At 62.7% G+C, this 22,295-nt stretch carries 21 protein-coding genes and 1 pseudogene; 12 read left to right on the forward strand and 10 right to left on the reverse strand.

Features of this window, described 5'->3' with window-relative positions:
• Nucleotides 1-90: 90 nt before the first annotated feature.
• The 4 genes from MU856_RS07540 (at nucleotide 91) to MU856_RS07555 (ending at nucleotide 5,270) form a co-directional block, all read left to right on the forward strand.
• Nucleotides 91-1,353: an exopolysaccharide biosynthesis polyprenyl glycosylphosphotransferase gene (locus MU856_RS07540; RefSeq protein ID WP_238929680.1), complete on the forward strand. Its 1,263-nt coding sequence runs from the start codon at nucleotides 91-93 to the stop codon at nucleotides 1,351-1,353.
• 416 nt (nucleotides 1,354-1,769) lie between these two features.
• Nucleotides 1,770-3,128: an oligosaccharide flippase family protein gene (locus tag MU856_RS07545; protein WP_263588961.1), complete on the forward strand. Its 1,359-nt coding sequence runs from the start codon at nucleotides 1,770-1,772 to the stop codon at nucleotides 3,126-3,128.
• Nucleotides 3,121-4,092 carry a glycosyltransferase gene (locus MU856_RS07550; RefSeq protein WP_263588730.1) on the forward strand — a complete coding sequence of 324 codons (972 nt, stop codon included), beginning with the start codon at nucleotides 3,121-3,123 and terminating at the stop codon, nucleotides 4,090-4,092. Before MU856_RS07545 ends, MU856_RS07550 begins: the two co-directional genes overlap by 8 nt.
• Nucleotides 4,089-5,270, forward strand: coding sequence for a glycosyltransferase family 4 protein (locus MU856_RS07555; RefSeq protein WP_263588731.1), 1,182 nt, complete (start codon nucleotides 4,089-4,091; stop codon nucleotides 5,268-5,270). Before MU856_RS07550 ends, MU856_RS07555 begins: the two co-directional genes overlap by 4 nt.
• 58 nt (nucleotides 5,271-5,328) lie before the next feature.
• On the opposite strand, the gene MU856_RS07560 is transcribed toward MU856_RS07555, so the two are convergent.
• The 5 genes from MU856_RS07560 to MU856_RS07580 are packed head-to-tail and all read right to left on the reverse strand — an operon-like array spanning nucleotide 5,329 to nucleotide 10,504.
• Complete coding sequence (locus tag MU856_RS07560; RefSeq protein ID WP_263588732.1) at nucleotides 5,329-6,396, reverse strand: glycosyltransferase; 1,068 nt, start codon at nucleotides 6,394-6,396, stop codon at nucleotides 5,329-5,331.
• On the reverse strand, nucleotides 6,393-7,181 hold the full coding sequence (locus MU856_RS07565) for a CpsD/CapB family tyrosine-protein kinase (RefSeq protein ID WP_263588733.1): 789 nt from the start codon (nucleotides 7,179-7,181) through the stop codon (nucleotides 6,393-6,395). The genes MU856_RS07560 and MU856_RS07565 overlap by 4 nt, the downstream gene beginning before the upstream one ends.
• Before the next feature lie 19 nt (nucleotides 7,182-7,200).
• Entirely contained in the window at nucleotides 7,201-8,640 is a 1,440-nt protein-coding gene (locus MU856_RS07570) for a GumC family protein (protein ID WP_263588734.1), read from the reverse strand.
• A complete protein-coding gene (locus MU856_RS07575; protein ID WP_263588735.1) occupies nucleotides 8,640-9,827 on the reverse strand; it encodes a hypothetical protein in 1,188 nt (395 codons plus the stop codon). Before MU856_RS07575 ends, MU856_RS07570 begins: the two co-directional genes overlap by 1 nt.
• 50 nt (nucleotides 9,828-9,877) lie before the next feature.
• Entirely contained in the window at nucleotides 9,878-10,504 is a 627-nt protein-coding gene (locus MU856_RS07580; RefSeq protein ID WP_263588736.1) for a polysaccharide biosynthesis/export family protein, read from the reverse strand.
• A gap of 233 nt (nucleotides 10,505-10,737) precedes the next feature.
• Here MU856_RS07580 and MU856_RS07585 point away from each other — a divergent pair, with 233 nt between their 5' ends.
• Nucleotides 10,738-12,252 (forward strand): tetratricopeptide repeat protein, encoded by a 1,515-nt coding sequence (locus MU856_RS07585; RefSeq protein WP_263588737.1) that lies wholly within the window; start codon nucleotides 10,738-10,740, stop codon nucleotides 12,250-12,252.
• Entirely contained in the window at nucleotides 12,249-13,040 is a 792-nt protein-coding gene (locus MU856_RS07590) for a WecB/TagA/CpsF family glycosyltransferase (protein WP_263588738.1), read from the forward strand. The genes MU856_RS07585 and MU856_RS07590 overlap by 4 nt, the downstream gene beginning before the upstream one ends.
• Here MU856_RS07590 and MU856_RS07595 read toward each other — a convergent pair.
• Nucleotides 12,997-14,160 carry a glycosyltransferase family 2 protein gene (locus MU856_RS07595; RefSeq protein WP_263588739.1) on the reverse strand — a complete coding sequence of 388 codons (1,164 nt, stop codon included), beginning with the start codon at nucleotides 14,158-14,160 and terminating at the stop codon, nucleotides 12,997-12,999. The two genes, MU856_RS07590 and MU856_RS07595, sit on opposite strands and share 44 nt — an antisense overlap.
• Before the next feature lie 134 nt (nucleotides 14,161-14,294).
• Here MU856_RS07595 and MU856_RS07600 point away from each other — a divergent pair, with 134 nt between their 5' ends.
• Nucleotides 14,295-15,251: a UDP-glucuronic acid decarboxylase family protein gene (locus tag MU856_RS07600; protein ID WP_186402012.1), complete on the forward strand. Its 957-nt coding sequence runs from the start codon at nucleotides 14,295-14,297 to the stop codon at nucleotides 15,249-15,251.
• On the opposite strand, the gene MU856_RS07605 is transcribed toward MU856_RS07600, so the two are convergent.
• Entirely contained in the window at nucleotides 15,252-16,334 is a 1,083-nt protein-coding gene (locus MU856_RS07605) for a glycosyltransferase family 4 protein (protein WP_263588740.1), read from the reverse strand.
• A gap of 152 nt (nucleotides 16,335-16,486) precedes the next feature.
• Nucleotides 16,487-16,801, reverse strand: a complete 315-nt coding sequence (locus MU856_RS07610; RefSeq protein ID WP_263588741.1) for an FkbM family methyltransferase — start codon at nucleotides 16,799-16,801, stop codon at nucleotides 16,487-16,489.
• Between the two features lie 161 nt (nucleotides 16,802-16,962).
• Here MU856_RS07610 and MU856_RS07615 point away from each other — a divergent pair, with 161 nt between their 5' ends.
• Both MU856_RS07615 and MU856_RS07620 read left to right on the forward strand, forming a co-directional pair.
• Nucleotides 16,963-18,528 carry a hypothetical protein gene (locus MU856_RS07615; RefSeq protein ID WP_263588742.1) on the forward strand — a complete coding sequence of 522 codons (1,566 nt, stop codon included), beginning with the start codon at nucleotides 16,963-16,965 and terminating at the stop codon, nucleotides 18,526-18,528.
• Nucleotides 18,525-19,586, forward strand: a complete 1,062-nt coding sequence (locus MU856_RS07620; RefSeq protein WP_263588743.1) for a glycosyltransferase family 2 protein — start codon at nucleotides 18,525-18,527, stop codon at nucleotides 19,584-19,586. The genes MU856_RS07615 and MU856_RS07620 overlap by 4 nt, the downstream gene beginning before the upstream one ends.
• Here the strand turns inward: MU856_RS07620 and MU856_RS07625 are convergent.
• On the reverse strand, nucleotides 19,482-19,916 hold the full coding sequence (locus MU856_RS07625) for a GtrA family protein (RefSeq protein WP_263588744.1): 435 nt from the start codon (nucleotides 19,914-19,916) through the stop codon (nucleotides 19,482-19,484). The genes MU856_RS07620 and MU856_RS07625 overlap by 105 nt on opposite strands.
• Nucleotides 19,917-20,210: 294 nt before the next feature.
• Between MU856_RS07625 and MU856_RS07630 the strand changes: the two genes are divergently transcribed.
• On the forward strand, nucleotides 20,211-20,846 hold the full coding sequence (locus tag MU856_RS07630) for a PEPxxWA-CTERM sorting domain-containing protein (protein WP_263588745.1): 636 nt from the start codon (nucleotides 20,211-20,213) through the stop codon (nucleotides 20,844-20,846).
• Nucleotides 20,846-21,502, forward strand: a complete 657-nt coding sequence (locus MU856_RS07635; protein ID WP_263588746.1) for a L,D-transpeptidase — start codon at nucleotides 20,846-20,848, stop codon at nucleotides 21,500-21,502. The genes MU856_RS07630 and MU856_RS07635 overlap by 1 nt, the downstream gene beginning before the upstream one ends.
• Nucleotides 21,503-21,692: 190 nt before the next feature.
• Here MU856_RS07635 and MU856_RS07640 read toward each other — a convergent pair whose 3' ends face one another.
• Nucleotides 21,693-21,965: a hypothetical protein gene (locus MU856_RS07640; protein WP_234179125.1), complete on the reverse strand. Its 273-nt coding sequence runs from the start codon at nucleotides 21,963-21,965 to the stop codon at nucleotides 21,693-21,695.
• Here MU856_RS07640 and MU856_RS07645 point away from each other — a divergent pair.
• Nucleotides 21,873-22,163, forward strand: a pseudogene (locus tag MU856_RS07645) (CAP domain-containing protein); the annotation flags it as partial. The gene MU856_RS07640 and the pseudogene MU856_RS07645 overlap by 93 nt on opposite strands.
• Nucleotides 22,164-22,295 lie beyond the last annotated feature (132 nt).

The raw sequence follows: 22,295 nt of genomic DNA on the forward strand, positions 1-22,295 counted from the left end.
CCGTCGAGCGAGGGCGGCCTCTTTGCGCCGGCGCGCGACAAGCGGACCTTTCTCTATATCTTCTCGCTGGCCCTCGACCTTCTGGCGCTGGTGCTCGGCTATGCTTGCGCGCTGCAAACCCGCGACGCGCAATGGCTCAGCGCCGGCGGTCATTCTATTCTCTTCATAGCCCTTCCGCTGTTCCTGATGTTCGAGATTGCGCGCGAAACTCAGGACGCCGAAACCTTGCAGAACCGGTTACTCGGTACCAAACGCGCGCTTGGCGCGCTTGGGGCGACGGCGTTCGTGATCGTCGGCATCAGCTTTCTTTTCAAGGTCGACGAAATCTCGCGCATCGGCTTTGCGATTACCTTCGGCACGACGGCGATATTTCTGATAGTGTCGAAAATCATTCTCGATCGCGTCGTGAAGCTCGTGATGGGCGACGTCGTGGTCGCCACGATCCTGTTGCTGGACGGCCTCGATGCCGTTCCCGAAGGGTCCGCCGTGGTTGTGGATGTCGGCGCCCAGGGCCTATGGCCCGATCTTGATCGCCCGGACATGATCGATGCCCTCTCCCGGCTGATTGCGCCTTTTGACCGCGTGGTGGTTGCCTCGCAATATGACCATCGCGCCGAATGGTCGACATTTCTCAAAGGGCACGATGTTGGCGGCGAGATTATGCTCGACCGGGACCTCCTGCATGGAGCGGTCGCGCTTGGCCGCTACGACCGGCGCGACACGATCGTTCTGTCGCGGGGGCCGCTCAATCTTATGAATCGTATCCAGAAGCGCGCGCTCGACCTCGTCACGGCTAGTGCAGCGCTGATTCTGCTCGGCCCTCTGCTCCTGCTTGTCGCCTTGGCGATAAAGCTAGACACGCCGGGACCGGTGTTCTTCCGGCAATTGCGCGTGGGCCAGGGCAACCGCCAGTTCAGCATTTACAAATTCAGGTCGATGCGAGTCGAAGCGAGCGACGCGATGGGCGACAAGTCCGCCTCGCGCGCTGACGATCGCGTAACGCGGGTCGGTCGCTTCATCCGCCGCACGAGCATCGACGAGCTCCCGCAGATATTCAATGTCCTCAAAGGCGAAATGAGTATGGTGGGACCGCGTCCGCACGCGCTTGGCTCGACGGCGGGCAATGAATTATTCTGGCATGCTTCACAGAAATATTGGCTACGCCACGCGCTCAAGCCAGGCATTACCGGTCTTGCCCAAATTCGCGGTTATCGCGGGGCTACCGAAAAAGCCGAGGATCTGGATCTGCGCGTGCGCTGCGACCTTGAGTATCTGTCCGATTGGTCCTTATGGAGCGATATCTTGATCCTTTTGAAGACCGTACGCGTGGTAATACATAAAAATGCGTACTGAGTGGGTTTTTGAACGGTCGGAGCTAGTTAGGTGAGGCGCGCATTCTCGCCGTCGCTTGTGAGCGACTCCGCGGCGCGCAATCGCGGCATCCTAGGTATTCTGGCATCTTTGCAAGACTTGATCTGGTGTATGCGCCTCGCTGCGGCATCGGATTTCGAACAGTTTTGGGGTTACCTACGGCGGAATCATAGCGTGTTGCATCCGCTAGCCCGAACGCCCTGCTGCCCCTCAACTACTACAAAACAAAATGTCTCTATCGATTTACGGTCTGCGGCTGCACCGATGGTTGTCGGAAGCCGCCGACGCCGCAGTTCGGGCGCGTTGCGTCCGGGTCTGCAATAGGCCGCGCGATGGAGAGTAGCCCCACCGATATCGGCACCGCCATACCACCGGCCTCGCGGCGCTGGTTGCATCAGATGGCGGGATGGACCCGCCATTTAGGTTCGGTCAGCTGGATTGCGGCAACCTACGCGATTCAACAGGTCCTGCGGCTGGCTTCAAGCATTCTGTTAGCCTGGCTTCTCGCGCCGGAGCTTCTCGGCACGATGCTGCTCATCAACGCACTACGCACCGGCGGGGAACTGCTTACGGACGTCGGCGTCGGACAGAGCATTGTCAACAACCGGCGCGGCGAGGAGTCCGATTTTTTCAATACCGCCTGGACGGTTCAGATCGTACGCGGCCTCCTGCTCTTCGCGGCCGCCCTCGCCCTCACCGCGCCCATCGCCCATGCCTATGGCAAGCCTGAACTTCTCTACCTTCTGCCTGCCGCTGCGCCAATCTTTCTGCTCACCGGCCTCACTTCGCCATCGCGCTTTCTCCTTCAAAAGCGACTTGAGGTCCGCAAACTGGCATCCTTCGACCTTGCGATGGCGGTCTTCGGTTCGGCGATCCAAATCGTTCTCGCCTATTTCATGCCGACGATCTGGGCGCTTTTAATCGCATTGCTGATCAGCGTGGCGGTACCTGCGCTCGCGAGCTTCTTCCTGGTCGACTGGCGCATGCATCGCCTCCGCTGGGAACGGACGGCGCTGCGCGACATTGTTCATTTCGGCAAGTGGGTCTTCCTGTCCTCGTTGATCTACTACCTCGCCATGAATTTCGATCGTCTCTATCTGCCAAGCGCGATACCGCTCGCGCTGCTCGGGATTTACGGTATCGCGCGGACATTCGCCGACGCGGCCGCGGAACTTTTCCAGCGCGTCGGCAGCTTCCTTGTGTTCCCGAAGATTTCGGCCACCAACCTGCGCGGGCATGATCTGCGCGAGGCAATCGGACCGATGCGCCTTGCGCTGCTTGGCTTCGTCGCGGTCGGGCTCGCGCTCGCTATCGCACTTGCCGATCGCTTCATCTACCTCGTCTACGACGCGCGCTATCACGATGCCGGCATTCTGCTCACCGTTCTGCTCGCTGGCAGCTGGTTTGCGATTCTTGCTGCCATGTCGGATGCCATCATGATGGGACTTGGAAAGCCATCGGGCGTGGCGTTCGGCAATGGAGCCAAGCTTGCCGTTGTGGCGATCGCCCTGCCCGTCCTTCTCCCACGCTATGGCCTCAATGCCGCGATGCTCGCTTTCGTTGCGGCGGAAGCCGTACGCTATTGCATCCTCGTCTGGCGGAAGCGAGCTGCAGGGATCAATTTCGTGCGGCAGGATATTGGGCTGACGCTGCTATTCATTGCCTTGATCTTCCTGTTCCGGGAGGCGAGCTATCTGGCAGGATTGACGGGCAGCATCGGCGATTGGCTGATCGAAGGGCAGAGGATGCATGGCTGACGGGCAGCAGAGCCGCATGGGAGTGGTGGCGATTGGCCGCAACGAAGGCGAACGGCTGCAGCGCTGCCTTCGCTCGATCCCGCCCGGCATTCCCATGGTATATGTCGACAGCGCATCGATCGACGAAAGTGTCGCCTTTGCTCGCTCGGTCGGTGCCGAGGTCGTCGAACTTGATATGCGCCTCCCCTTCTCGGCCGCGCGCGCGCGCAACGAGGGTGCAGCCCGACTTACCGCGCGGCATCCCGAGCTGGCCTTTGTCCAGTTCGTGGACGGCGATTGTGAGTTCGAGCCCGGCTGGATCGCCGAGGCGACCCGCTTTCTCGAAATCGAGCCTGAATTCGCCGCGGTTTGCGGTCGCCGGCGCGAGCGCTATCCCGAGGCGAGCTTCTACAACAGGTTGTGCGACGCCGAATGGAACACGCCGCCGGGGGAAGCCGCGGCGTGCGGAGGCGACGCCATGGTTCGTCTCAGCGCTTTTGCTTCGGCAGGCGGCTATGATGGCGCTGTCATTGCCGGCGAGGAACCCGAATTTTGTGCGCGGCTTCGCACGCGCGGCTGGCGGGTCTGGCGGCTTGATGCGCCGATGACGATACACGACGCCGACATGCACCATTTCCGCCAATGGTGGATGCGCGCGGTGCGCAGCGGCTATGGCTATGCGCAAGTCTGGTCGAAAACGCGGCGACTCGGTGCGCCGCTCTACGGGCGCGAGCTTGCGCGCGCGATCGGCTGGAGCATGGGACCGATCGGATTGGCATTGCTTTTGGCGCCACGCCTCGGACTGATTGGTCTGCTTGCTGCACCATTGTTGTGGGCGGCCCAATTTGTTCGGCTCGCACGGCGAGACGGCGGCATGCAAGCCGTGCATCTGCTCGCCGGAAAATTCGCCGAGACCTGGGGAGCGCTGCGTTATAGCGCGGCGCGCGCGGCGAGGCGCCGGCAAGGAGCGATCTACTACAAATGAAGATCGCCTATCTCGTTAGCGACTATAGCGCCCCATCGCACACATTCGTGCGCCGCGAAGTGGCTGCCCTGCGCCTGCGCGGGGTTGAAATCGCAGCGTTCAGTGTGCAGCCGGTCGCGCGCGAAGGCGAAGCCGAGAGTCTGCTCGGGCGCCCGCTTTTGGCCTATTTCGCGGCAATTTGCGTTATTCTCGCCACCAGACCTGGACGCTTTGTGTCGACCTGGCGGCTGGCGCTCCGCCACCGCGTCGGGGGCCTACGCGCGCTGCTTTGGTCGCAATTTCACTTCGTCGAAGCGCTGCTGCTTGCGCGCCGGCTGCGCGCAGAGCGTGTCGGTCATCTTCATAATCATTTCGCCAACAGCGGCGCCACCGTGGGCATGCTGGCCGCGCATTGCGCGAACGTGCCGTGGAGCCTGACGCTGCACGGCATTTCTGAGACCGACCCACCGGCAGGCGCGCTGCTCGCCGGCAAGATCGAGCGGGCGCGCTTCGTCGCCTGCGCGTCCTATTTCATGCAGGCCCAGGCGATGCGGCTCGTGGAACCGGCTCAGTGGACCAAGATGCACATCATCCGCTGCGGCATCGATCTGGCGGCACTTCCCAAGGCACAAAAAGCTCGTTCGGTGCGCGCGTCGACACCGCCGCGCCTTGTGTCGGTGGGACGGCTGTCGCCCGAGAAGGGTTATGCGGGCCTTCTATCAGCGCTTGCGGCGCTGGTTGTCGAGGGCCGCGATTTTTCGCTGACCATTGTGGGCGGCGGGCCGGCGGCAGATGCTGTCCGGGAACAGGCCGCGACACTCGGGCTCGCTGAGAAAATCGAATTTACCGGACCGCTTCCCGAACGCTCGACGCTCGCGCGCATGGCCGAAGCCGACATCTTCGTCCTGCCGAGCCTGATGGAAGGTCTTCCGGTCGTTCTCATCGAAGCGCTCGCGCTGCAACTTCCCGTCGTAGCGAGCCGCGTTGCGGGTATTCCCGAACTGGTCGAGGACGATGTCACGGGCCGGTTGTTCACCGCGTCGGACTGGGACGACCTCAAGCGCGCGCTCGGCGCGCTGATTGATGACCGCAGGGCGTGGATTCGGTTAGGCGAGGCCGGGCGCCGGCGCGTGGCCGACGACTATCAGGCGCATAGCGCGGCCGCGCGCATGTCACGTCTGTTGACCGGCCTCGGCTGAGACGCCCCCCCGTTTTTGACCGGCGCCGCAGACCGCCCGTTCCGGGCGGCCTGCCGCCCTACCAGTGGCTCGCCGCGCCGCGCCGCTTGATGAGGCGATTGGCGGCGATGCAGGGGCCGAGGTTCAAAAATGTTGCGGCGAGCGAGAATGGCGCCCGCGCCAATGCCTTGCGCCAGCCGACGCCCTTGAGATTGTGCAGTCGCCAGCTGAGCATCCGCGGGGGCAATGCCCACCATTTGCCCGCAACCTCGCGCGCGATGATCCGGTCGATCCAGTCGGGTTCATCCTCGTTCCAGGACCGGATGCGCTCGCCGACATGATCGCGGTGTTCGCCGGCCCACAGATGTTCGAATATCCATCCGTTGATCGTGGTGCCGAGCGTCATGCGCCGCTCGTGCGCGAAGAAGCCCGCGATACTATGGGCTTCAAAATAATGCGTCGGATGCGGCATGCGCGCGATCGTCTCGAACCGCGGGGGATGGGTAAAGCCGCCGGTGTGGATCATGGCGCTGAGCGCGCCATCCTCTCCCGGAGTCGGGACCGGGAGCCAAACCTTGCGCAATTCCGACATGCGCGCCGCGTAGAGCGAGCCATTGATCGCGTGCGACGCCGGCGTCTGGCTTGAAATGCGTAGCGAGAAGCGATCAATGAGCGTCTTGTGCGCCTTGCGGGCGATATTCTTTAGCGGAAATCCCGAAACGGCAAGCAGCACCGGATCGCCCGCGAGCCGATCGACGAGTTCCGCCAGCACATGCTCGCCCGCCAGTTCGATATCGGCATCGAGAAAGATCGCAATGTCGAGATCGCCATCGAGCAGTTCATGAACCGCGAGATTCCAGCTGCGGGCCTTGCCGCCGATCGGTGTGTCATCGACACTCCAGATCGGTCCACCGTCGTCGAATGCGTGCGCGAGCGCTGCTGAGGCCTTGGCCGCGGTCGCGTCACTCGACCCGTTGCTGACAACGAGGATGCGGGATACGCCGTTGCCGGCCACCAGCGACTGTCCTGCCAGCTGATCGATCAAACCGCCGATCGTGTTGGCCTCGTTGCGCGCAATGATGCAGATCGCGACGCGCTTGCCCTTACGCTCAGCGAGCGCCGGCTCTGCTTCCGCTTGGCGGGTCACGACGGATCGTAATATTTCCCGTAATCGGGCCCGCCATAGCCATAACCATAGCTGTCAGCGAAGCCGCCGCTGTAACGATTGAGAATCGTCCCGACGCACGGCGTCGGGTGAAGAACGGCCAGCACGTCTTCGACATGCTTCCTGGTGGTTTTGCCGCTGTCGACGACGAGCACATAGCCGTCGAGCAATTCAAGGCTGATCATCGCATCGTCGCTGGCGAAGGCTGGCGGTAAATCGAAGAGGATGGTCGCTGCATCGCTGCGGTTGCGGAAAATGTCGATCATCTGCGCAAAGCGTTCGCCGGCGAGAAGCTCGGCGGTGTTACGCTTGCGGCGAACGGCGGGAAATATCCCGAGTTCGCTGCCTTCGACATGCCGACCGAGCGCTGCAAGATCATCGGCTTCGCCTTCGAGGAAGCTCTCGATCCCCCGATCGAGAGTCAGGCCGATCTCTTCGGCGACCGATGCGCGGCGAATATCGAGATCCACCAGGAAAACGGGTTGCTCGGCCACGCGCGCGAGCGACGAGGCCAGATTGAGCGAAAGATAGGATTTGCCTGCCGCAGGTGTTGCAGAGGTCAAGCCGACAAGCCGAAACCCGCTTTCCTTGAGCTTCTTGCTCAGGCTCGAACGGAGGAGATTGAAGGGACGCGCGCGAATGTCGCGGCTGTCGAAGCCAACGAGCTTGTGCGAGTTGAGCTCGGCGCGCTCGGGAGTGAAAAGCGGAAGGTCCGCGAGCCGGAGCAGGTCGCGGACGCCGGGAGAGGAAAAATCGCGGTCGGCCATGGTCGAACCTTTATTGGTATCAGGAGCGGCGAAGCGGAACGAAACGCTGCCAACCGCGCTTGGGAACGCGCGTTGACTCGATCACGGGGATGATACCGATCGGCGAGGCACCGAGGATCGCCTTGAGCGCCCCAGGATCCCGGATCGGGCGCAGGAAGAGCTCCACCGCAAAGGCGAGTACAAAACCGAGCCCGAGGCCGCCACCGATGCCGAGGGCAGCGAGTAGGATGCGGTTAGGCCAGCTGGGGCTGTCGGGAATGACCGGCGGCTCGACGACCGACAGGCGCTCGGCCATTTGCTCGTCCTCGGCGCGCACGCCCGCGCGCGCGGTCATCAGCTGCTTTTGCACCTGCTCATATTGCGTGTTGAGCGCCGTCAGACGTTGCTGGAGTTCGCCGAGCTGCTGCTGGACGAGCGGCGCCCGCGCCTGCGCGGCGAGCCGCGAGCTGACCTCGGCATTTTCCTGCGCCTTCGCGGCGCGAAGGGCCGCGATCTGCTTGTTGTTGAAGGCAATCTGGTCATCGATCGTGTCGAGCGGCAGCTTTTGCGTATTGTCTTTGGCGAGCCGCCGCGCCTCGGCGAGCGCCTGCTTGGCGATCACCACGTCGGGGTGGGTTTCGGAATAAAGCGCCCGCGCGGCAGCAAGCCGTTGCTCGGCTGCCGCAACCGTGGGATCGCGTTCGTCGCTCGTCTGCGCGACATTACGCTGCATGAGGAGGGTTTGATTGTCGCGCTGGAGCGCGGCAATCTGTACGTCGTAGCTGCCTGCCCCGGAACCGATGACCATGCCGCCGGAGGCCAGCACATTGCCGTTGCGGGCGTTGACGCCAGCGATCTGCGATTGAAGGTCGCCGATCTGCGATTCAAGGCCCGCGGCCTGATCCGACAGAAACTGCACGGTATTGGTCGCCTGCTCGGTATTGCCGCGCGCGTCGAGCTGCAGAACGCGATCCATCAGCGCTTGCGCTACAGCCTGTGCCTGCGCGGGTTGCGAATAATCGAAGGCGAGCTCAAAAGCGATGCTCCGCTGATCTGAACGATTTGACTGCGAGCCTGCGTCGGTAGGTGTCAAACTTATAGAATCACGCATCTTCTCGAGAATTTTCGAGAGTGGCTTGCTCTTGCGGTCGCTCGCATAAAGACCGTTGCGTTCGATCAGTTCGATAAGATCGGGACGCGAAGTAATCTGCTGCTGGATCGCCGCGATCCGGCGGTCGATAGCATCGCCGCCGTCGAGGCCGATAACCTCCTGCGGAAGCTGCGGCGATTCGACGAGCATGATGGCATTGGCCCGGTAGGTCGGCGGAATCAGCAGGATACCCGCCAGCGCAGCGAGCGCGCCCACGATCGTCGGGACGATGATCCACCAGCGGCGTTGCCACAAGATTGCAGGCAATTGACCGATGAAATCGGAGCCGCCTTCACCTTGTTCGCCGACCATATCATCAAACTGATCCATCACCGAAGCTTCCCGAAGCGCACCGTTACACCGACCATCAGCGAATAATTGGCATCGCGTCGGCCTTGCGTATTGCTATAGATCTTGGTGAAGGCAGGTGTCACGTTCAGACTGACGCGGTCGCTGAGCTTGCGGCTGTAAGTGGCGCTGGCTCCGACTATGTCAGTGATTCGCGTCTGCAACGGAAAGCCCGCCTCCCCGCTTTGATCGGTGCGGCCATAGCGCCCCGAAAAAGCGAGACGGTCCTTCTCGGACAGTTGCGCATCATAGTTGACGGCGATCGCGGTGACATTTGAGACGCCACCGAGTGCGGTAGGCTGCGCCGAGCGATTTGCTGAAACACATAAGGTGCGGTTGCGCCCCTCATCACACAGACCGACATCGCCCGAAAAGCTGGTACGACCGCTCCGCACTCCCGTGACCAGGTCGGTCCGGACGTAGGAAAAGCCCGCACCCGCTACGAGGCTCAAACGCGAGTTTAGCTTTTGGCGCAATCCAAGCTGTGGGCTGATGATGGTGCTGTCCCCGACCCGTCGGCCGAGATAATTGACGCGTCCGACCGAAACGCTGGCGGTCAGCGCAGTGCGTTCAGTCAACTGGCGCTGATATCCGATGTGCCCAGAGAGGTTTTGATAGTCAAAGCCGACGTTGCGGTCGACGAAGGCCGCGTCGAGCGAGACGCCCGCATCAACCGAACTTCGCTCGTCGATGGCATGGCTAAGACCGATCGATGCTCCGGCATTCTGCCGGCGTGTGCGAACGGCCGCAATCGACGTATCGACCGGCGGAATGCTGGGGTCGGGAATGCTACCCGGATCAAGCGGTGCCTCGATCGGAAAGAAGAAGCCGTCCTGCACCACCGAGCGCGAGGTCTGATAAAATCCCGCCATACTGAGCGTCGTGCGCTCATCGAGCTTTTGATTGCTCGCCACGCCGGCGCGACCCGAAAAATCATTGCCGTAGCGCTGGCTATATTGGGCAAGGCGCAGCGTGCCGTCGAGGCTGGTCCGGCCCGATTCATTTTCCCAGACAATCATCGGACGCACTTCAAGCGTCGCGGCCGCGGCGGTCTTGCTATCGACGTAAAGAAATGGATTGGTCGACACCGATGCACCCGCCGACACATCGACGGTCACCTGCGGCTCCTGCGCCTGCGCGGTGCCGCAAAGGCCGCATGCCAACATCATTATCGATGAAGCAATTTTCCGCATCATGCCCCTCCTGCCCCACCTGCGCCTCACGGGACGATGACCGTGTCGCCGGTTTCGATGCGCAGAATATTGGCGCGCGCGATATCGCTGCTGTCGCCGCCCATCTTGAACAGGGGCGCCAGACGAACGCGCATCGTGCGCAGCTCGTCACCGGACTTGCGAATGATGAGCACATTGTCGAGATTGGCGAATTCGCTCGGTCCGCCCGCCATGCTGAGCGCTTCGAGCACATTGACGTAGCGCCCCGGCGTGAAGGTGCCCGGCGAACGGACACGTCCCATCACCGAAAACTGCATCCCCGAAGGCTGCACCACCGACACCGTCACCTGCGGAACCTGGCCGCGATACTGATCGCGCAGGCCGTTGGTGATCATCGCTTCGACTTCGGACGGCAAATAGCCCTGGGCCACGACCTTGCCGACAAGCGGGAAGGCGATCGTTCCGTCGGGAAGCACCTTCACCTTGCGCTGCAGTCGCTCCTCGCCCCACACGTAGATCTCAAGCTCGTCGCCCGCATTGATGCGGTAGGCACCCGCACGCGGCGTCGGCGCAGCGGTGGCGGCGGCGGTAGGGACCGGAGCGGCCTCGGCCGGCGCGGAAGACTGAAGGGGCTGCGGCGCGGGGTCCGCCTGCACGGCGGCCGCGGGTGCCATCAATAGCAGGGAGATCCCGATCGAAAGCAAAAATCTGCGCATGGGGATAAAACCTTTACGGCGCCGACTCTATCGTTGCCCGGCGTCAGCCAGCCCGATCAGTCGACAGAAGAAGTTGCAACAGTATAAGGATGCCTATGATCCCTGACTATCACGTTAACCCTGAAAGACAAAAGCAGCTGTGTCGCGGCGGCACAAAAACGCGCGCTGGCTTGACGTTTGTCGCTGCCCTCATGGCGAGCCTTCTGATGTCGGGATGCGGCCGTTCGGACGCCGCAGCGGCGCGCGATGCGATGCGCGCCCAGGAATTGCTGGGCGAGCGCCGTTTCGCCGAAGCCCGCATGGCGATCAAGGAAGCGATTGCAGAGCGCGACGACGAACCGCAATATCATATACTTAGGGGGCGTATCGAATATGCCGTCAAGGCTATTCCGCAAGCCTTCGACGCGTATAGCAACGCCATTGCGCTCGACCCGAGCAATATGGAAGCACTGCAGGCGGTTTCGCAACTGGGTCTCCAGACCGGCAATCTGCGGGAATCGCTCGCGGCCACCGAAGCGATACTCTCACTCGAACCCGACGATCCGAACGCGCTGCTCGTCCGCGGCCTCCACGCGATCGTGCGCAACCGTTTCGACGATGCGGTCGGCTATGCAGACAAGATACTGGCGCGCGACTCAGCAAATGAGGGCGGTGCGATTCTCAAGGCGCGCGCCCTGTTTCGCAAAGGGGAAGGCAAGGAGGCGCTCGCGGTCCTCGATCTTTTCAGTGCCAAGAAGACTGATACCAGCGGTATCGCGATGACCCGGCTCGAAATCTACCGCGCCCTCCATGATTCCAACGGCATGCAGGCCGAGTTTGCGAAGCTTCGGAACCTTGCGCCCGCCAATGATGCGTTGCGGATCGACGAAGCCAATTTTGCTTACAAGCAAGGCCGCACCAAGGATGCGGACGCGCTCCTCGCGGCGCTGTTGGCCAAGAGCGAACTTGCACGGAACGATATCCCGCAAATCCTTGTCCTCTGGCGGGAATATCACCCCGAGGCTCCGAGTGATGCCGCTGTCGGCTCCATTGCCGCGTCCGGCACGCCGGCAGCACGGATCGCAGTGGCAGCCTATCTTGTCGAAGCAAAACGCCTCGCCGCGGCAGATCGCCTGATCGCCACCCTGTCAGGCACCGATCGGGCGACATTGGAAGCGGCCGCCCTCCTTCGGCGCGGCGATCGGGCCGGGGCGCTGGCACGCGCGAACGCAATCCTTGAAGAGGATTCGACCAATTGCCGCGCGCTTGTCGTGCGGGCGAGCGCGCGTCTCGACATGCGGCAACTTGATGGAGCGCTACGCTCGGCGCAGGAGGCGGCCAGCCAGTGTCCCGAGAGGATCGACGCATGGCGTCTGGCCGCTATCAGCTATTCCGAACGCGGCGATCCTGAGAATGCCAATCGCATGTGGCGTCAGGGCATGGATGCAAATCGTCAGAGCTCGGTGCTCGCAGCGCAGTTCATGGGCTGGCTCGAAGCGAATGGAAAGCAGCGCGAGTCGATCGCGGTGGCCCGGCGACTGACCCATGATGCACCCGCGCTGATGAGTGGCTGGCGCCTCTATGCGGCGGCCTGCGGTCGCGCGGGAGATGATTGCAGGGCGGCAGCGCAGCGCGGGCTTGAGCGTGCGCGTGAGCTTTACGGAATCGATCTTGTGCCCGGTGAGGCGCCGCCGAACGGGCTCTTTGGCCGGATCGTCACGCGATGAGAGAAAAACTCTTTACAAAACAGGAGTTTTTGGGACTTTCCTTCGATCCCATCGATATCGATTGCGCGCGGCGGGCGGTGGTAAGCCGCGCTGGCGGCGAGAGCTTTCACTATGTCGTCACGCCGAATGTCGATCATATCGTGGGACTTGACCGATCGCCAAATCCCCAGCTGCTCGCTGCCTATGAGGGCGCCGCGCTCTGCCTTTGTGACAGCCGCATCCTGGCGCGCCTCGCCGCGCTCGCGGATATTCGCTTGCCGGTCGTTCCGGGAAGCGATCTGACGCGCGATCTGCTCGGCTACGCGCTCCCGCGCGGCCGTATCGCGGTGATTGGCGGCGATCCGCTTATGCATGCGGCCCTTGAGCAAATTTACCCGCGTTTCGAGTGGCTGTTTCATGCGCCGCCGATGGGCTTGCGGCGCAACGCCGACGCGCGGACCGCGGTCGGCGACTTCGTTGTGGCCAGCGAAGCTGATGTCACCCTTTTTGCCGTTGGCGCTCCCCAGAGCGAATTGCTGTGCGCGGAGATCGCGGCGCGTGGCGGAGCCCGCGGGGTAGCGCTGTGCATCGGAGCCTCGCTCGAATTCCTGACCGGCGCGAAGCGCCGGGCGCCGAACTGGATGCAGCGGGCGAGCCTTGAGTGGTTATTCCGTCTGCTCAGCGAACCGCGCCGTCTTTGGCGACGCTATCTTGTCGAGGGACCCAGAATAATCGCCATCTGGCAACGTTGGCGAACCGCGCGGGCTAGTCGCGACCTGTCCGGTTCCACCCCGTCTGCCGGCGGGTGAAGAAGGCAAGATAGACGGGCAGCTTCCAGAGCAGATAGAGCGGGGCACGCAGAAGATCGCGCGCCGGAAGCAGCGCCCGCGCCTCGCGCCACCAGGCGGCGAGCAGGACGAGCGCAACAAGCGCGAGGAGCACAAGCAGCAACATGGCGGGCCGACTGTCAGCGCCCGACAGCGCCAGACCGGTAACAAGCGCCAGGTCGAGCGCGGCGGCGAGCAGCAGCAGGGCGAGCGGCGGCACGAGCAGATGAGCACCAAGGGCGGCCAAATGCCGCGAGCGGCGGCGCCTCGCTGCGCCCAGCAGCGGCCCCGCCTGCCTTCGCGCAGTGTCGAGAAACCCATGTTCCCACCTGCTGCGCTGTCCACGGCTACTCGCAAGGCTGGCTGCGGGACTGGTCACGCGCGCGCCGTCGTCGAAGCCAACCTTGATCCCCTCGCGCGCAAGGCGAAGCCCGAGCTCGAGATCCTCGACCGCATTGGCGCTCGCGAGTGGAAGTCGCGCGAAGAGCAGCCAGGGAAAGGCCATGCCGGTTCCGAACAAGAGCGCCCCGCCGCCAATCCGCAGCAGCCCGCGCGCCCGGACGACATTCTTCACCAGCATCGCGAAATTGGAGATGGAGACGAGCGGCGACACACCGGGAGGGGACGCCAGCAAATTGCTGGCCTGAACCGGCGCGCCCGAGATCAGCGCTGCGGCCGCGAGCCGTTCGGCGCTTCCCGCATCCATGCGGCAGTCGGCGTCGACGACAATCACGGCGTCTGGTGGGGCGCCGGCAAGATGATCGCGTCCGAAGGCAAGTGCAAATCCCTTGCCCCGTCGCTCGCGATCGTTGCGCTCGATGGCCTCGGCGCCCGCTGCGCGCGCACGTTCGGCGGTGTTATCGGAACAATTATCGGCCACGACGAGGATGTGCGCGGTTGGTGAGGCTGCCGCCAGCCCGCGCACCGTCTCCGCAATCGAAGCGGCCTCATCATGCGCTGGTATGAGCAGCACCATATGCGCTGGCGGAGTGTCAGGATCGCGCGGCGCGAGGCGCGCCAGGCCGGCGGTCAGTTCGACCAGAAGATAGGCGAGGAGAAGAAGAAAGGGGGTCGCCAGGACCCAGGCGAGAAGATCGATCACCGCGCCATCGCTCCGGACGAAAGAGTTGGAGCGCGCGCTGTTTCAAAGTGCAACGCTGGTGCGCTGCGGAGCGCCGCGAGCTTGCAACATTCCTCAGTGCCGATAGAGAATGGAAAGCAGAGGGGAAATTCGCTATGGCGCGTGACTATTTTCTGGCCCGCAGGGTCCTGGTTACCGGAGGCGCCGGCTTTGTCGGTTCGCATCTGATCGACAGGCTTATCGAGCGCGGCGACGAAGTATTGTGCGTCGACAATCTCTTCACCGGTGCCAAGGCAAATATCGCTCATCTGCTTTCGCATCCGCGCTTCGAATTCATGCGCCACGATGTGTGCCATCCCCTTTTCGTCGAGGTCGATGCGATCTTCAACCTCGCCTGCCCCGCATCGCCCATCCATTATCAGCACGATCCGGTGCAGACCACCAAAGTCTCGGTGATCGGCTCGATCAACATGCTTGGCCTTGCAAAGCGCATCAAGGTACCGATCCTGCAGGCGTCGACGAGCGAAGTTTATGGCGACCCCACTCAGCATCCGCAAACCGAAAGCTATTGGGGCAACGTCAATCCCATCGGACTGCGCAGCTGTTACGACGAAGGCAAGCGCTGTGCGGAGACGTTGTTTTTCGACTATCACCGTCAGCATGGCATCGACGTGAAGGTCGCGCGCATTTTCAACACCTACGGTCCGCGCATGCATCCCGCCGATGGCCGTGTCGTCTCCAATTTTGTCATGCAGGCCCTGCGCGGCGAGGATATCACCATCTATGGCGACGGTTCGCAGACCCGCAGCTTCTGCTATGTCGATGATCTGGTCGAAGCGCTGCTGCGCCTGATGGAAACACCCACCGGCTTCACCGGCCCCGTTAATCTCGGCAATCCGGTGGAGTTCACGATCCGCGAACTGGCCGAGCTTGTTATCGAACTCACCGGCGCGCGTTCGAAGCTGGTCCAGCTCCCCCTGCCCTCCGACGATCCGACGCAGCGCAAGCCCGATATCAGTCTCGCGCGCCGCGAGCTCGACTGGGAACCGGCAATTCGGCTGCGCGAAGGGCTCGAGCAGACGATCGCTTATTTCCGCCGCCTCGCGAACTGATCAGCGCTGCGCCAGCAGCGCTGAAATGAATTCGCGATACTGCGCGGCGATCGTCGGCCAGCCAAAACGCTCGATCCCGCTTGCGACGCCTTCGGTCCGGCGACCCTGCGCGAGCGCCCGGCGGATTGTCTCGACCAGCGCTTCACTTTGCTCGGTGTTGCACAGATATGCGCTGTTCTCACCCAGGATCCACCGCAGCCTTTCGCTGTCATGGCCGACAACCGGGAGGCCGCTCGCCCAGGCTTCGAGGAAAACATTCCCGAAGGATTCAAGCAGCGAGAGGTGCAGAAAGATGTCGGCCGATCGGTAAAGGGCCGGCATTTCGGTCGCCGGCAGGCTCACCCGCTGATAGCGACCGGGCAATATCTCGGCAGCGAGCGCGGCGGCTTCGTCGCGGAGCGGACCATCCCCCGCCACGACGAGATGCGCATCTTCGAGTTGCGCAACGGCGCGAATGCCGTCGAGCACGCGTTTTGTCGCGATATGCGCGCTGACCATGAGCACGATTGGTCGGTCCGGCGGGAGTCCGAGACGTGCGCGCTCCCCTTCGCCGGTATGGAAACGCTCGAGATCGACGCCGTTTGGAATGAGCGCCGAGGGCCATTTGGAGCGGTTGCGTTCAAGATAGTCCGGGTTGGTGCAAACCAGGCCATCACAACGAAAGCTGCGATATTCGGAATTGGTGGCATAGGCTGGCCAGTCACCGTTCTGGGTCACGAACAGGCGCAGCGGCCGCTTGCTCGCGGGCCTTCCGAGCGCCCAATGGGTGAAGGGAAAGGAGCAGGTTATCACCGCGTCGAAGTCGCCGGGCCGATAAGCCGCGAGCAGACCGGGAACGAAGCTCGCATCTTCCCATGCGGTTTCGCTACGAAGCGGCGGAAAGAAGGGAAAGGCTTCGAAGCGCTCACGGCGCACGGCACTGACGCGGCGATACGTGTAAGGCAGGCCTTCACGTGGTTCGCCTGAACCCATTACGGTAACTGCGTCGCCGCCGCGCGCGAGTTCCGTCGCCACCGACAGCAAGGCAACCTCTGCGCCGCGGTCGAAACGATGAAATCCCGGCAAGGCAAACAGCAGCTTCATGAATTTCCTTGGTCAGCTTGGGTGCGCACGGCGTGCGCAATACAGTGGAAGGGCGGCGCTACCAGCGGCGCCACCCTTCCGCCCACTGTCATAGCGAAAAACTTGTTGCGAAGCGGTGAAGACCCTGCGGTGGATGATACGAAGAGAAATGCTCAGGTCCGCACGGCGAGATAATCATTGTACCTGCAGTCGCCGCTCGAAACCATCGGAACGCGCCGCGTACGCAGCAGGCGCTTGTCGATTCCGAAGACGGTGTAGCGATGGCGGTTCAGCAGCGTACCTATCGCTTCGGCTGCCCCTGCCCCCTGATCCTCGAAGAGAATTGCGCGCGGCGCCAGTCGTGCAAGCTGGGCATCTATGGCATGAAAAACGGTCTCCTCATGGCCTTCGACATCGATCTTGATGAGGTCGAGCCGCGGCAGGCCGGTGAGCAATTCTACGGCATAGATCGCGGGCATAGGGGCCATGAAGCTAGCATAGCAAAACCGGCGCCGAGGGCAATGTGCGCGCCATACGTGTCAAAAGGACACAGGCTGGGCTTGGCAGCAGTGGACCTCGTGCGCAGGCTATCCTACGCCTTGGCGGGCAGTTCGCGGATTCGCGAACGAAATCATAGGGGCATCGACTGGTGCGACGTCTGCCGAGGATCGGATTATGGGCCGCGCTGGTGCTCCTCTACGCGTGGCCGGCCCTGCTCAACGGCGGCCCCTTTTTCTTTCCCGATACCAGCCATTACGTCCGGGCCGCGGATGCGGCGGTGGTGTCGCTGACAGGGCATCGTTCGATCTGGTCGGATCGGCTCCTCGACACGCCTTTAGCCCCGGCGGCAAACGCCTCTCGGCCAGACGCGGCGTCGTCCCGTGGCGCTGAAATTGCGCCAAGCAGCACAACCGCCACCGATCCTCATATCCGCCCGGCGCGGACGGTCCTGACCGGGCGATCAATCTATTATGGCGCATTTCTCTACGCGGGGCTTGAGGGGTTCGGGCGGTTCGGGCCCGTGTTTTTGCAGTCCGCGATCGCGCTCGGGACGGTGGCGCTGTTCCTGCTGGGGGCGACAGCATCGCTCGCGCCTGGGCACCGGCAACGCTGGATTTGGGGCGGGCTGCTCGCGGTGGGGCTTCTCAGCCCGCTGCCCTTCTTCGTATCGCGCCTCATGCCGGGCGCTTTCACGGGACCGCTCATCCTTGCCTTTGTGTCATTGATCCTGTTCGGCGCGCACTATGGCCGTCTCGCGCGCGCCTTTCTGTTCATGGTAGCAGCCGCGGCGATCACCTTTCATATTTCGCACATCCTGCTCATCCTTTCGGTTGGCGGTGGGGCCTTGCTTCTCAACCTTGGACAGCGGCAGGACTGGACGCTCAGGCTTCTCCTGCCTACGAGCCTCATTCTCATCGCCATCGCGGCGCAAATGCTCTTCTCGGCAGCGGTAACGCGCACACTCGGCGCTCCGCCGACCGCCCCGCCCTTCCTTTCCGCGCGGCTGATCGCCGATGGTCCCGGCTATCGCTACCTCGAGACCCACTGCAATCCGCCGAAGTTTCTTCTGTGCGGCTACCGCGATCGGATGCCGCAACCTAGTGACATCATGCTGTGGAGCAAAGATCCGCGCGAGGGGATATTCAGCACGCTCGGCGAGGATTCGAAGCGCCAGCTCGGTGGCGAAGATGTCCGCTTTTACCTTGCTGTCCTTCGCGAATATCCAGGGGAAGTGATCGGGTCAATCATTCGGTCAAGCGGCGAGCAGGCACTGGCGTTCGATCTTGATCACTTCAACTATGTCGCCGAACACCGCGAAGGGGCGCGGAGTCATCTCCCCCCCGAGATATTTGCCTGGGTCGAACGCTCGGCGGCGTACCGCGGTACCGTTCCGGTCGCGCCTACGATCATCGTGACGATCGCGGTGACACTGCTCTCCCTCATTCTGCTTGCGGTCGGCTTTGCCTCCCGGACCGGCCGCGCGGCATGGCGGTCTCCGGGCGCGGCCGCGGCACTTTTGATCCTGCTCGCGCTCGCTGCCAATGTCGTCATATGCGGCGGCATGTCGACCCCACATGCCCGCTATCTGATGCGCATTGTCTGGCTGCTGCCGCTTGCCGTCATCGCTTTTGCGGCCGCAATGCCGAGGCGGCGCGGCGATCATCAGCACGTGCCGGTATCGGACGCGCCGCCAGCATTGGAGAGGACCGCATGAAGCTGATCATCCAGATCCCATGCTATAATGAGGCCGATACGCTTCCGGCCACTATCGCCGATCTGCCGAAACAGATCGATGGCATCGATATGATCGAATATCTCGTCATCGACGATGGATCAGCCGACGGCACCGACGCGGTGGCGCGCGCGTGCGGGGTTCACCATATCCTGCGCAATCGCCGCAATATGGGCCTTGCCAGAAGCTTTCGGCGCGGCCTCGATTACGCGCTCGGCGCTGGTGCCGACATTATCGTCAACACCGACGGGGACAATCAATATTACGGCGCTGACATTGCGCGCCTCGTGGAACCGATCGTGGCAGGACGCGCAGACGTGGTCATCGGCGATCGCCAGACCCAGACGATCGCCCATTTCAGTCCCGCCAAGCGCATGCTTCAACGCTTTGGAAGCTGGGCGGTACGTCATTTCTCGGGGGTAGATGTACCCGACGCCGTAAGCGGTTTTCGGGCAATCTCGCGCGCAGCTGCCTTTCAGGTGAATATCGTCTCATCGTTCAGCTACACGATCGAGATGCTGATCCAGGTCGGTCAGAAGGCGATGGCCTATGAAGCAGTCCCCGTGCGCACCAACGCCAAGACCCGCGATTCAAGGCTCTTCAGATCGGTGTTTCGCTTCATGGAGCGCTCGGGAACGACCGCGCTGCGCATGTACGCCATGTATCAGCCGCTGCGCACTTTCGCACTCATCGGCGCGGTTATCGCGTTCATCGGCGTGCTGCCGATGCTGCGTTTCCTCTATTATTATTTCTTCGTCAGCGGTGAAGGCAAGATCCAGTCGCTGGTGATCGGTTCGGCGCTGCTCACGGTGGGCGCGCTGACCTTTCTCCTCGGACTGATGGCCGATCTCATCGGTCGCAACCGCCAACTCACCGAGATGACCCTTGAGCGGGTCAAACGCATCGAACAGATCGCCCTCGCCCGCGGCACTCTTTTACCTGCCGCCGCCGAAGAGCCGGCGATAGGCGAAGAATTTGACCAGGGTGGAAACCGCCAGCACGAGCAGCAGCGCGGCGGCGTAAGAGAGGATCGCGGCTGATCGTAGCGCGGAGAATGCGAAAAACTCGGCAATCCGGAACAGCGCATTGACCAGGGCGTAGCGCCACAGATCGCGTCCAATACTTGCTTTGCTCGCAAACACCAGTCGGCGCAGCGTCAGAAAATTGAAGGCATAAGCAATGGCGAAGGACAGGCCGACCGCGGTTCGTTCGCCCAGCCCTGCCCACTCATGCAGCAGGATCGGCAATAGGAACGAAAGCGACGCACTTGCAAGTGTCGCCACCGCGAAGCGCGACAAGGCGGTCATCAACGGCACTCTGGCACCCAGTTCGGCGGCGCGTGCGCGAAGGGAGACGGCCGCGCGTCCCATCACCGCATTCCCCAAATGAAGCGCAGCGCCTGCATGGACGGCGTCTAGCGCGCGCGGCATGCGATGCGCAAGCGCACTTCGCGCGCGACTCGGCAAGCGCCGGGCTGGTAACGGCAGTGGTTAACCATATGCAAGTTTTGCCTAATTTATGTAAAATCCCGCAATTCTGACCTCCGCCTTCCCGTCGCGGCCCATAAAGCCCAGTTTCCTAGGCCTTTTGAGATGCCATAATGATACTGCGCGAACGGCAGAATCCATGTTTCGCGACCGAACAAATTACTATAATTAGGTCAAATGGCAGGGGTCATAACATTTCTTGCGTCCAAAAGACGGATTGCCGCGGGTGCAGCAGCACTCGCCGTTCTTGCAACGACGTCGGTCACCGTGCCGCTGTTCAGCGGCGATGGCGGCCTTCTCCTGGCGCAAGCATCGGACGCGCTGCAGCGCTTCGTCGACCGCTCGCCCGGCGAGCGCGGCGAAACCGACCTCATCAAGACCAAGGTCAAGCGCGACTTCGGAGGCCCGGCTAGTGCCCGCGCGCTTGGACCGCAGCGTGATGCGCCCGAAGAGCGCGCGCTCGGCAAAATTTTCGATACGCCGCCTGAAGAGGCGGTCGATCAGTTGAGCGAGAATCCGCTCGGCCCGCTGGCGCTCGCCGATCCCGATCCGTCGCTGCTCCCGCTCGGCGACGCCGGGACGATTGGCGGCACGCCGTCCGGACCGGGGTTCCCGGGCGGTATCAGCACGGTCGTCCCGCCGATCGCGACCGACCGTGGGGACCCGACCACCCCCGTCGACCCTGAACCGCCGGTGACGGGTGCCGTGCCCGAGCCTGGGACCTGGGCGTTGATGATCCTCGGATTTGCGCTCTGCGGTGCGGCGCTTCGTCGCCGCAACGGCCATTCGCAAGGTCGTCCGGGCGTCGCCTGATGCGCGGCTGGATTGTCGGCCTTCCCCTCGGCGCGCTCGCGCTTGCGACGGTTGGCTATAATCATGATGCCGCAAGCTCGGTGGCTGCCGATCAGGCGGCGCGAGCGGCACCTCTCCATCCGGCGCAAGCCGGGCGTACATTTCTCTCGTCTCAAGAGGCTGCGGCAGCTGCGCAAGCCGGGCTCGTGCCGGCCGGAACCAAATCGCTGCTCGACACAAAATACCGGCTTCGGCACGGTGAGTATGACTGGAACGACACCGACATCCCGGCAGGGAAGCTAAGTGTATGGGTTGATCTGCGCCGGCAGATGATTTCCGTTTTCCGGGGCGGGCATGAGATTGGCACAGCGGTGATTGTCTATGGCGCCGAAGGGATGCAGTCGCCGCTTGGTACCTTCAAGATTCTCAACAAGGATGCCGATTATCATTCGCGCAGCTACGATGCGCCAATGCCCTATTCGATGTTCATCACCGATACCGGCATTGCGCTCCACGGCAGTCCGATGTCGAGCCGGCGCGCTACCCATGGCTGCATCGGCCTTCCCGTCGACTTTGCCAGGCTGCTCTTCGCCGCTGCCCAGCGCGGCGACACCGTAGAAGTCGTGCGCACTGATCCGCGCAGCGTTGCGGCCGCCGAAAGCAGACGCTTCAGCTAGTCAGGCGTCAGGGATAGGTGGATACAGCCTGCGCCGCCCCTGCCTGTCGGATCTTCGCCGCGCGGTTCCTTTGGCATTTGGTCCGGGTTAGGACCTTCAAAAAAAGTCGACCGTTGGCCGCTGCATGCAACGCGGCAAGGCAAGCCTGAAAATCGTTAGGACGCCGTTTACCGCCCCCGTAAACCTTGTTTTAGCGGGCTTGCGATAGCTTTTCCCTGGTTTCGGGGATTTGCGCATGAAGCACATCAGCCTCAAGGCAGGAAAAATCGCGCTTCTGGTAACGGTTGCGCTCGTTTCGACAGGCGCGCAGCCGCGCCTCGGCGCCCTCGATGATCGCCTCCTTGCTAGCCATAACCGCGAGCGCGAGCTGATGGGCGTGCCCGAGCTGCGCTGGAACGATGAGCTTGCGCGGGGCGCTCAGGCCTGGGCCGATCATCTTTCGGCGACGGGCCGGTTCGAGCATTCCCCCAACGTTCCCGGCAAGCCGCTCGAAGGCGAAAACATCTGGGGCGGAACCCCCGGTGCATTCCGTCCCGAAGACATGATCGGTCTCTGGCTCAAGGAAAAAACCTATTTCACGCCCGGTACCTTCCCGCTCAACAGCACGACGGGCCGTGCCGAGGATGTGTCGCACTATACGCAGCTGATCTGGAGCCGCTCGGGCGAAGTCGGCTGCGGCGTCAGCGACATCGGTCGCGAGGAAATTCTTGTCTGTCGCTATTCGGAACCCGGCAACGTCCGCGGCCGCGACCCGCTCGCGCCGAGCAATGCGGCCGCCGCGCCGCGTCTGCGC

The organism is Sphingopyxis sp. GC21 (assembly GCF_025727575.1).
GTDB lineage: Bacteria > Pseudomonadota > Alphaproteobacteria > Sphingomonadales > Sphingomonadaceae > Sphingopyxis > Sphingopyxis terrae_A.

Bases quoted from the DNA above. Each gene is read 5' to 3' on its own strand.
- MU856_RS07545 (WP_263588961.1), top strand. From the start codon at position 1,770: ATGGCGGGATGGACCCGCCATTTAGGTTCGGTCAGCTGGATTGCGGCA.
- MU856_RS07550 (WP_263588730.1), top strand. From the start codon at position 3,121: ATGGCTGACGGGCAGCAGAGCCGCATGGGAGTGGTGGCGATTGGCCGC.
- MU856_RS07555 (WP_263588731.1), top strand. From the start codon at position 4,089: ATGAAGATCGCCTATCTCGTTAGCGACTATAGCGCCCCATCGCACACA.
- MU856_RS07565 (WP_263588733.1), bottom strand. From the start codon at position 7,181: ATGGCCGACCGCGATTTTTCCTCTCCCGGCGTCCGCGACCTGCTCCGG.
- MU856_RS07570 (WP_263588734.1), bottom strand. From the start codon at position 8,640: ATGGATCAGTTTGATGATATGGTCGGCGAACAAGGTGAAGGCGGCTCC.
- MU856_RS07575 (WP_263588735.1), bottom strand. From the start codon at position 9,827: ATGATGTTGGCATGCGGCCTTTGCGGCACCGCGCAGGCGCAGGAGCCG.
- MU856_RS07580 (WP_263588736.1), bottom strand. From the start codon at position 10,504: ATGGCACCCGCGGCCGCCGTGCAGGCGGACCCCGCGCCGCAGCCCCTT.
- MU856_RS07585 (WP_263588737.1), top strand. From the start codon at position 10,738: ATGGCGAGCCTTCTGATGTCGGGATGCGGCCGTTCGGACGCCGCAGCG.
- MU856_RS07590 (WP_263588738.1), top strand. From the start codon at position 12,249: ATGAGAGAAAAACTCTTTACAAAACAGGAGTTTTTGGGACTTTCCTTC.
- MU856_RS07600 (WP_186402012.1), top strand. From the start codon at position 14,295: ATGGCGCGTGACTATTTTCTGGCCCGCAGGGTCCTGGTTACCGGAGGC.
- MU856_RS07605 (WP_263588740.1), bottom strand. From the start codon at position 16,334: ATGAAGCTGCTGTTTGCCTTGCCGGGATTTCATCGTTTCGACCGCGGC.
- MU856_RS07610 (WP_263588741.1), bottom strand. From the start codon at position 16,801: ATGGCCCCTATGCCCGCGATCTATGCCGTAGAATTGCTCACCGGCCTG.
- MU856_RS07620 (WP_263588743.1), top strand. From the start codon at position 18,525: ATGAAGCTGATCATCCAGATCCCATGCTATAATGAGGCCGATACGCTT.
- MU856_RS07625 (WP_263588744.1), bottom strand. From the start codon at position 19,916: ATGGGACGCGCGGCCGTCTCCCTTCGCGCACGCGCCGCCGAACTGGGT.
- MU856_RS07630 (WP_263588745.1), top strand. From the start codon at position 20,211: ATGGCAGGGGTCATAACATTTCTTGCGTCCAAAAGACGGATTGCCGCG.
- MU856_RS07635 (WP_263588746.1), top strand. From the start codon at position 20,846: ATGCGCGGCTGGATTGTCGGCCTTCCCCTCGGCGCGCTCGCGCTTGCG.
- MU856_RS07640 (WP_234179125.1), bottom strand. From the start codon at position 21,965: ATGCTCGAACCGGCCCGTCGCCGAAAGATGATCGGCCCAGGCCTGAGC.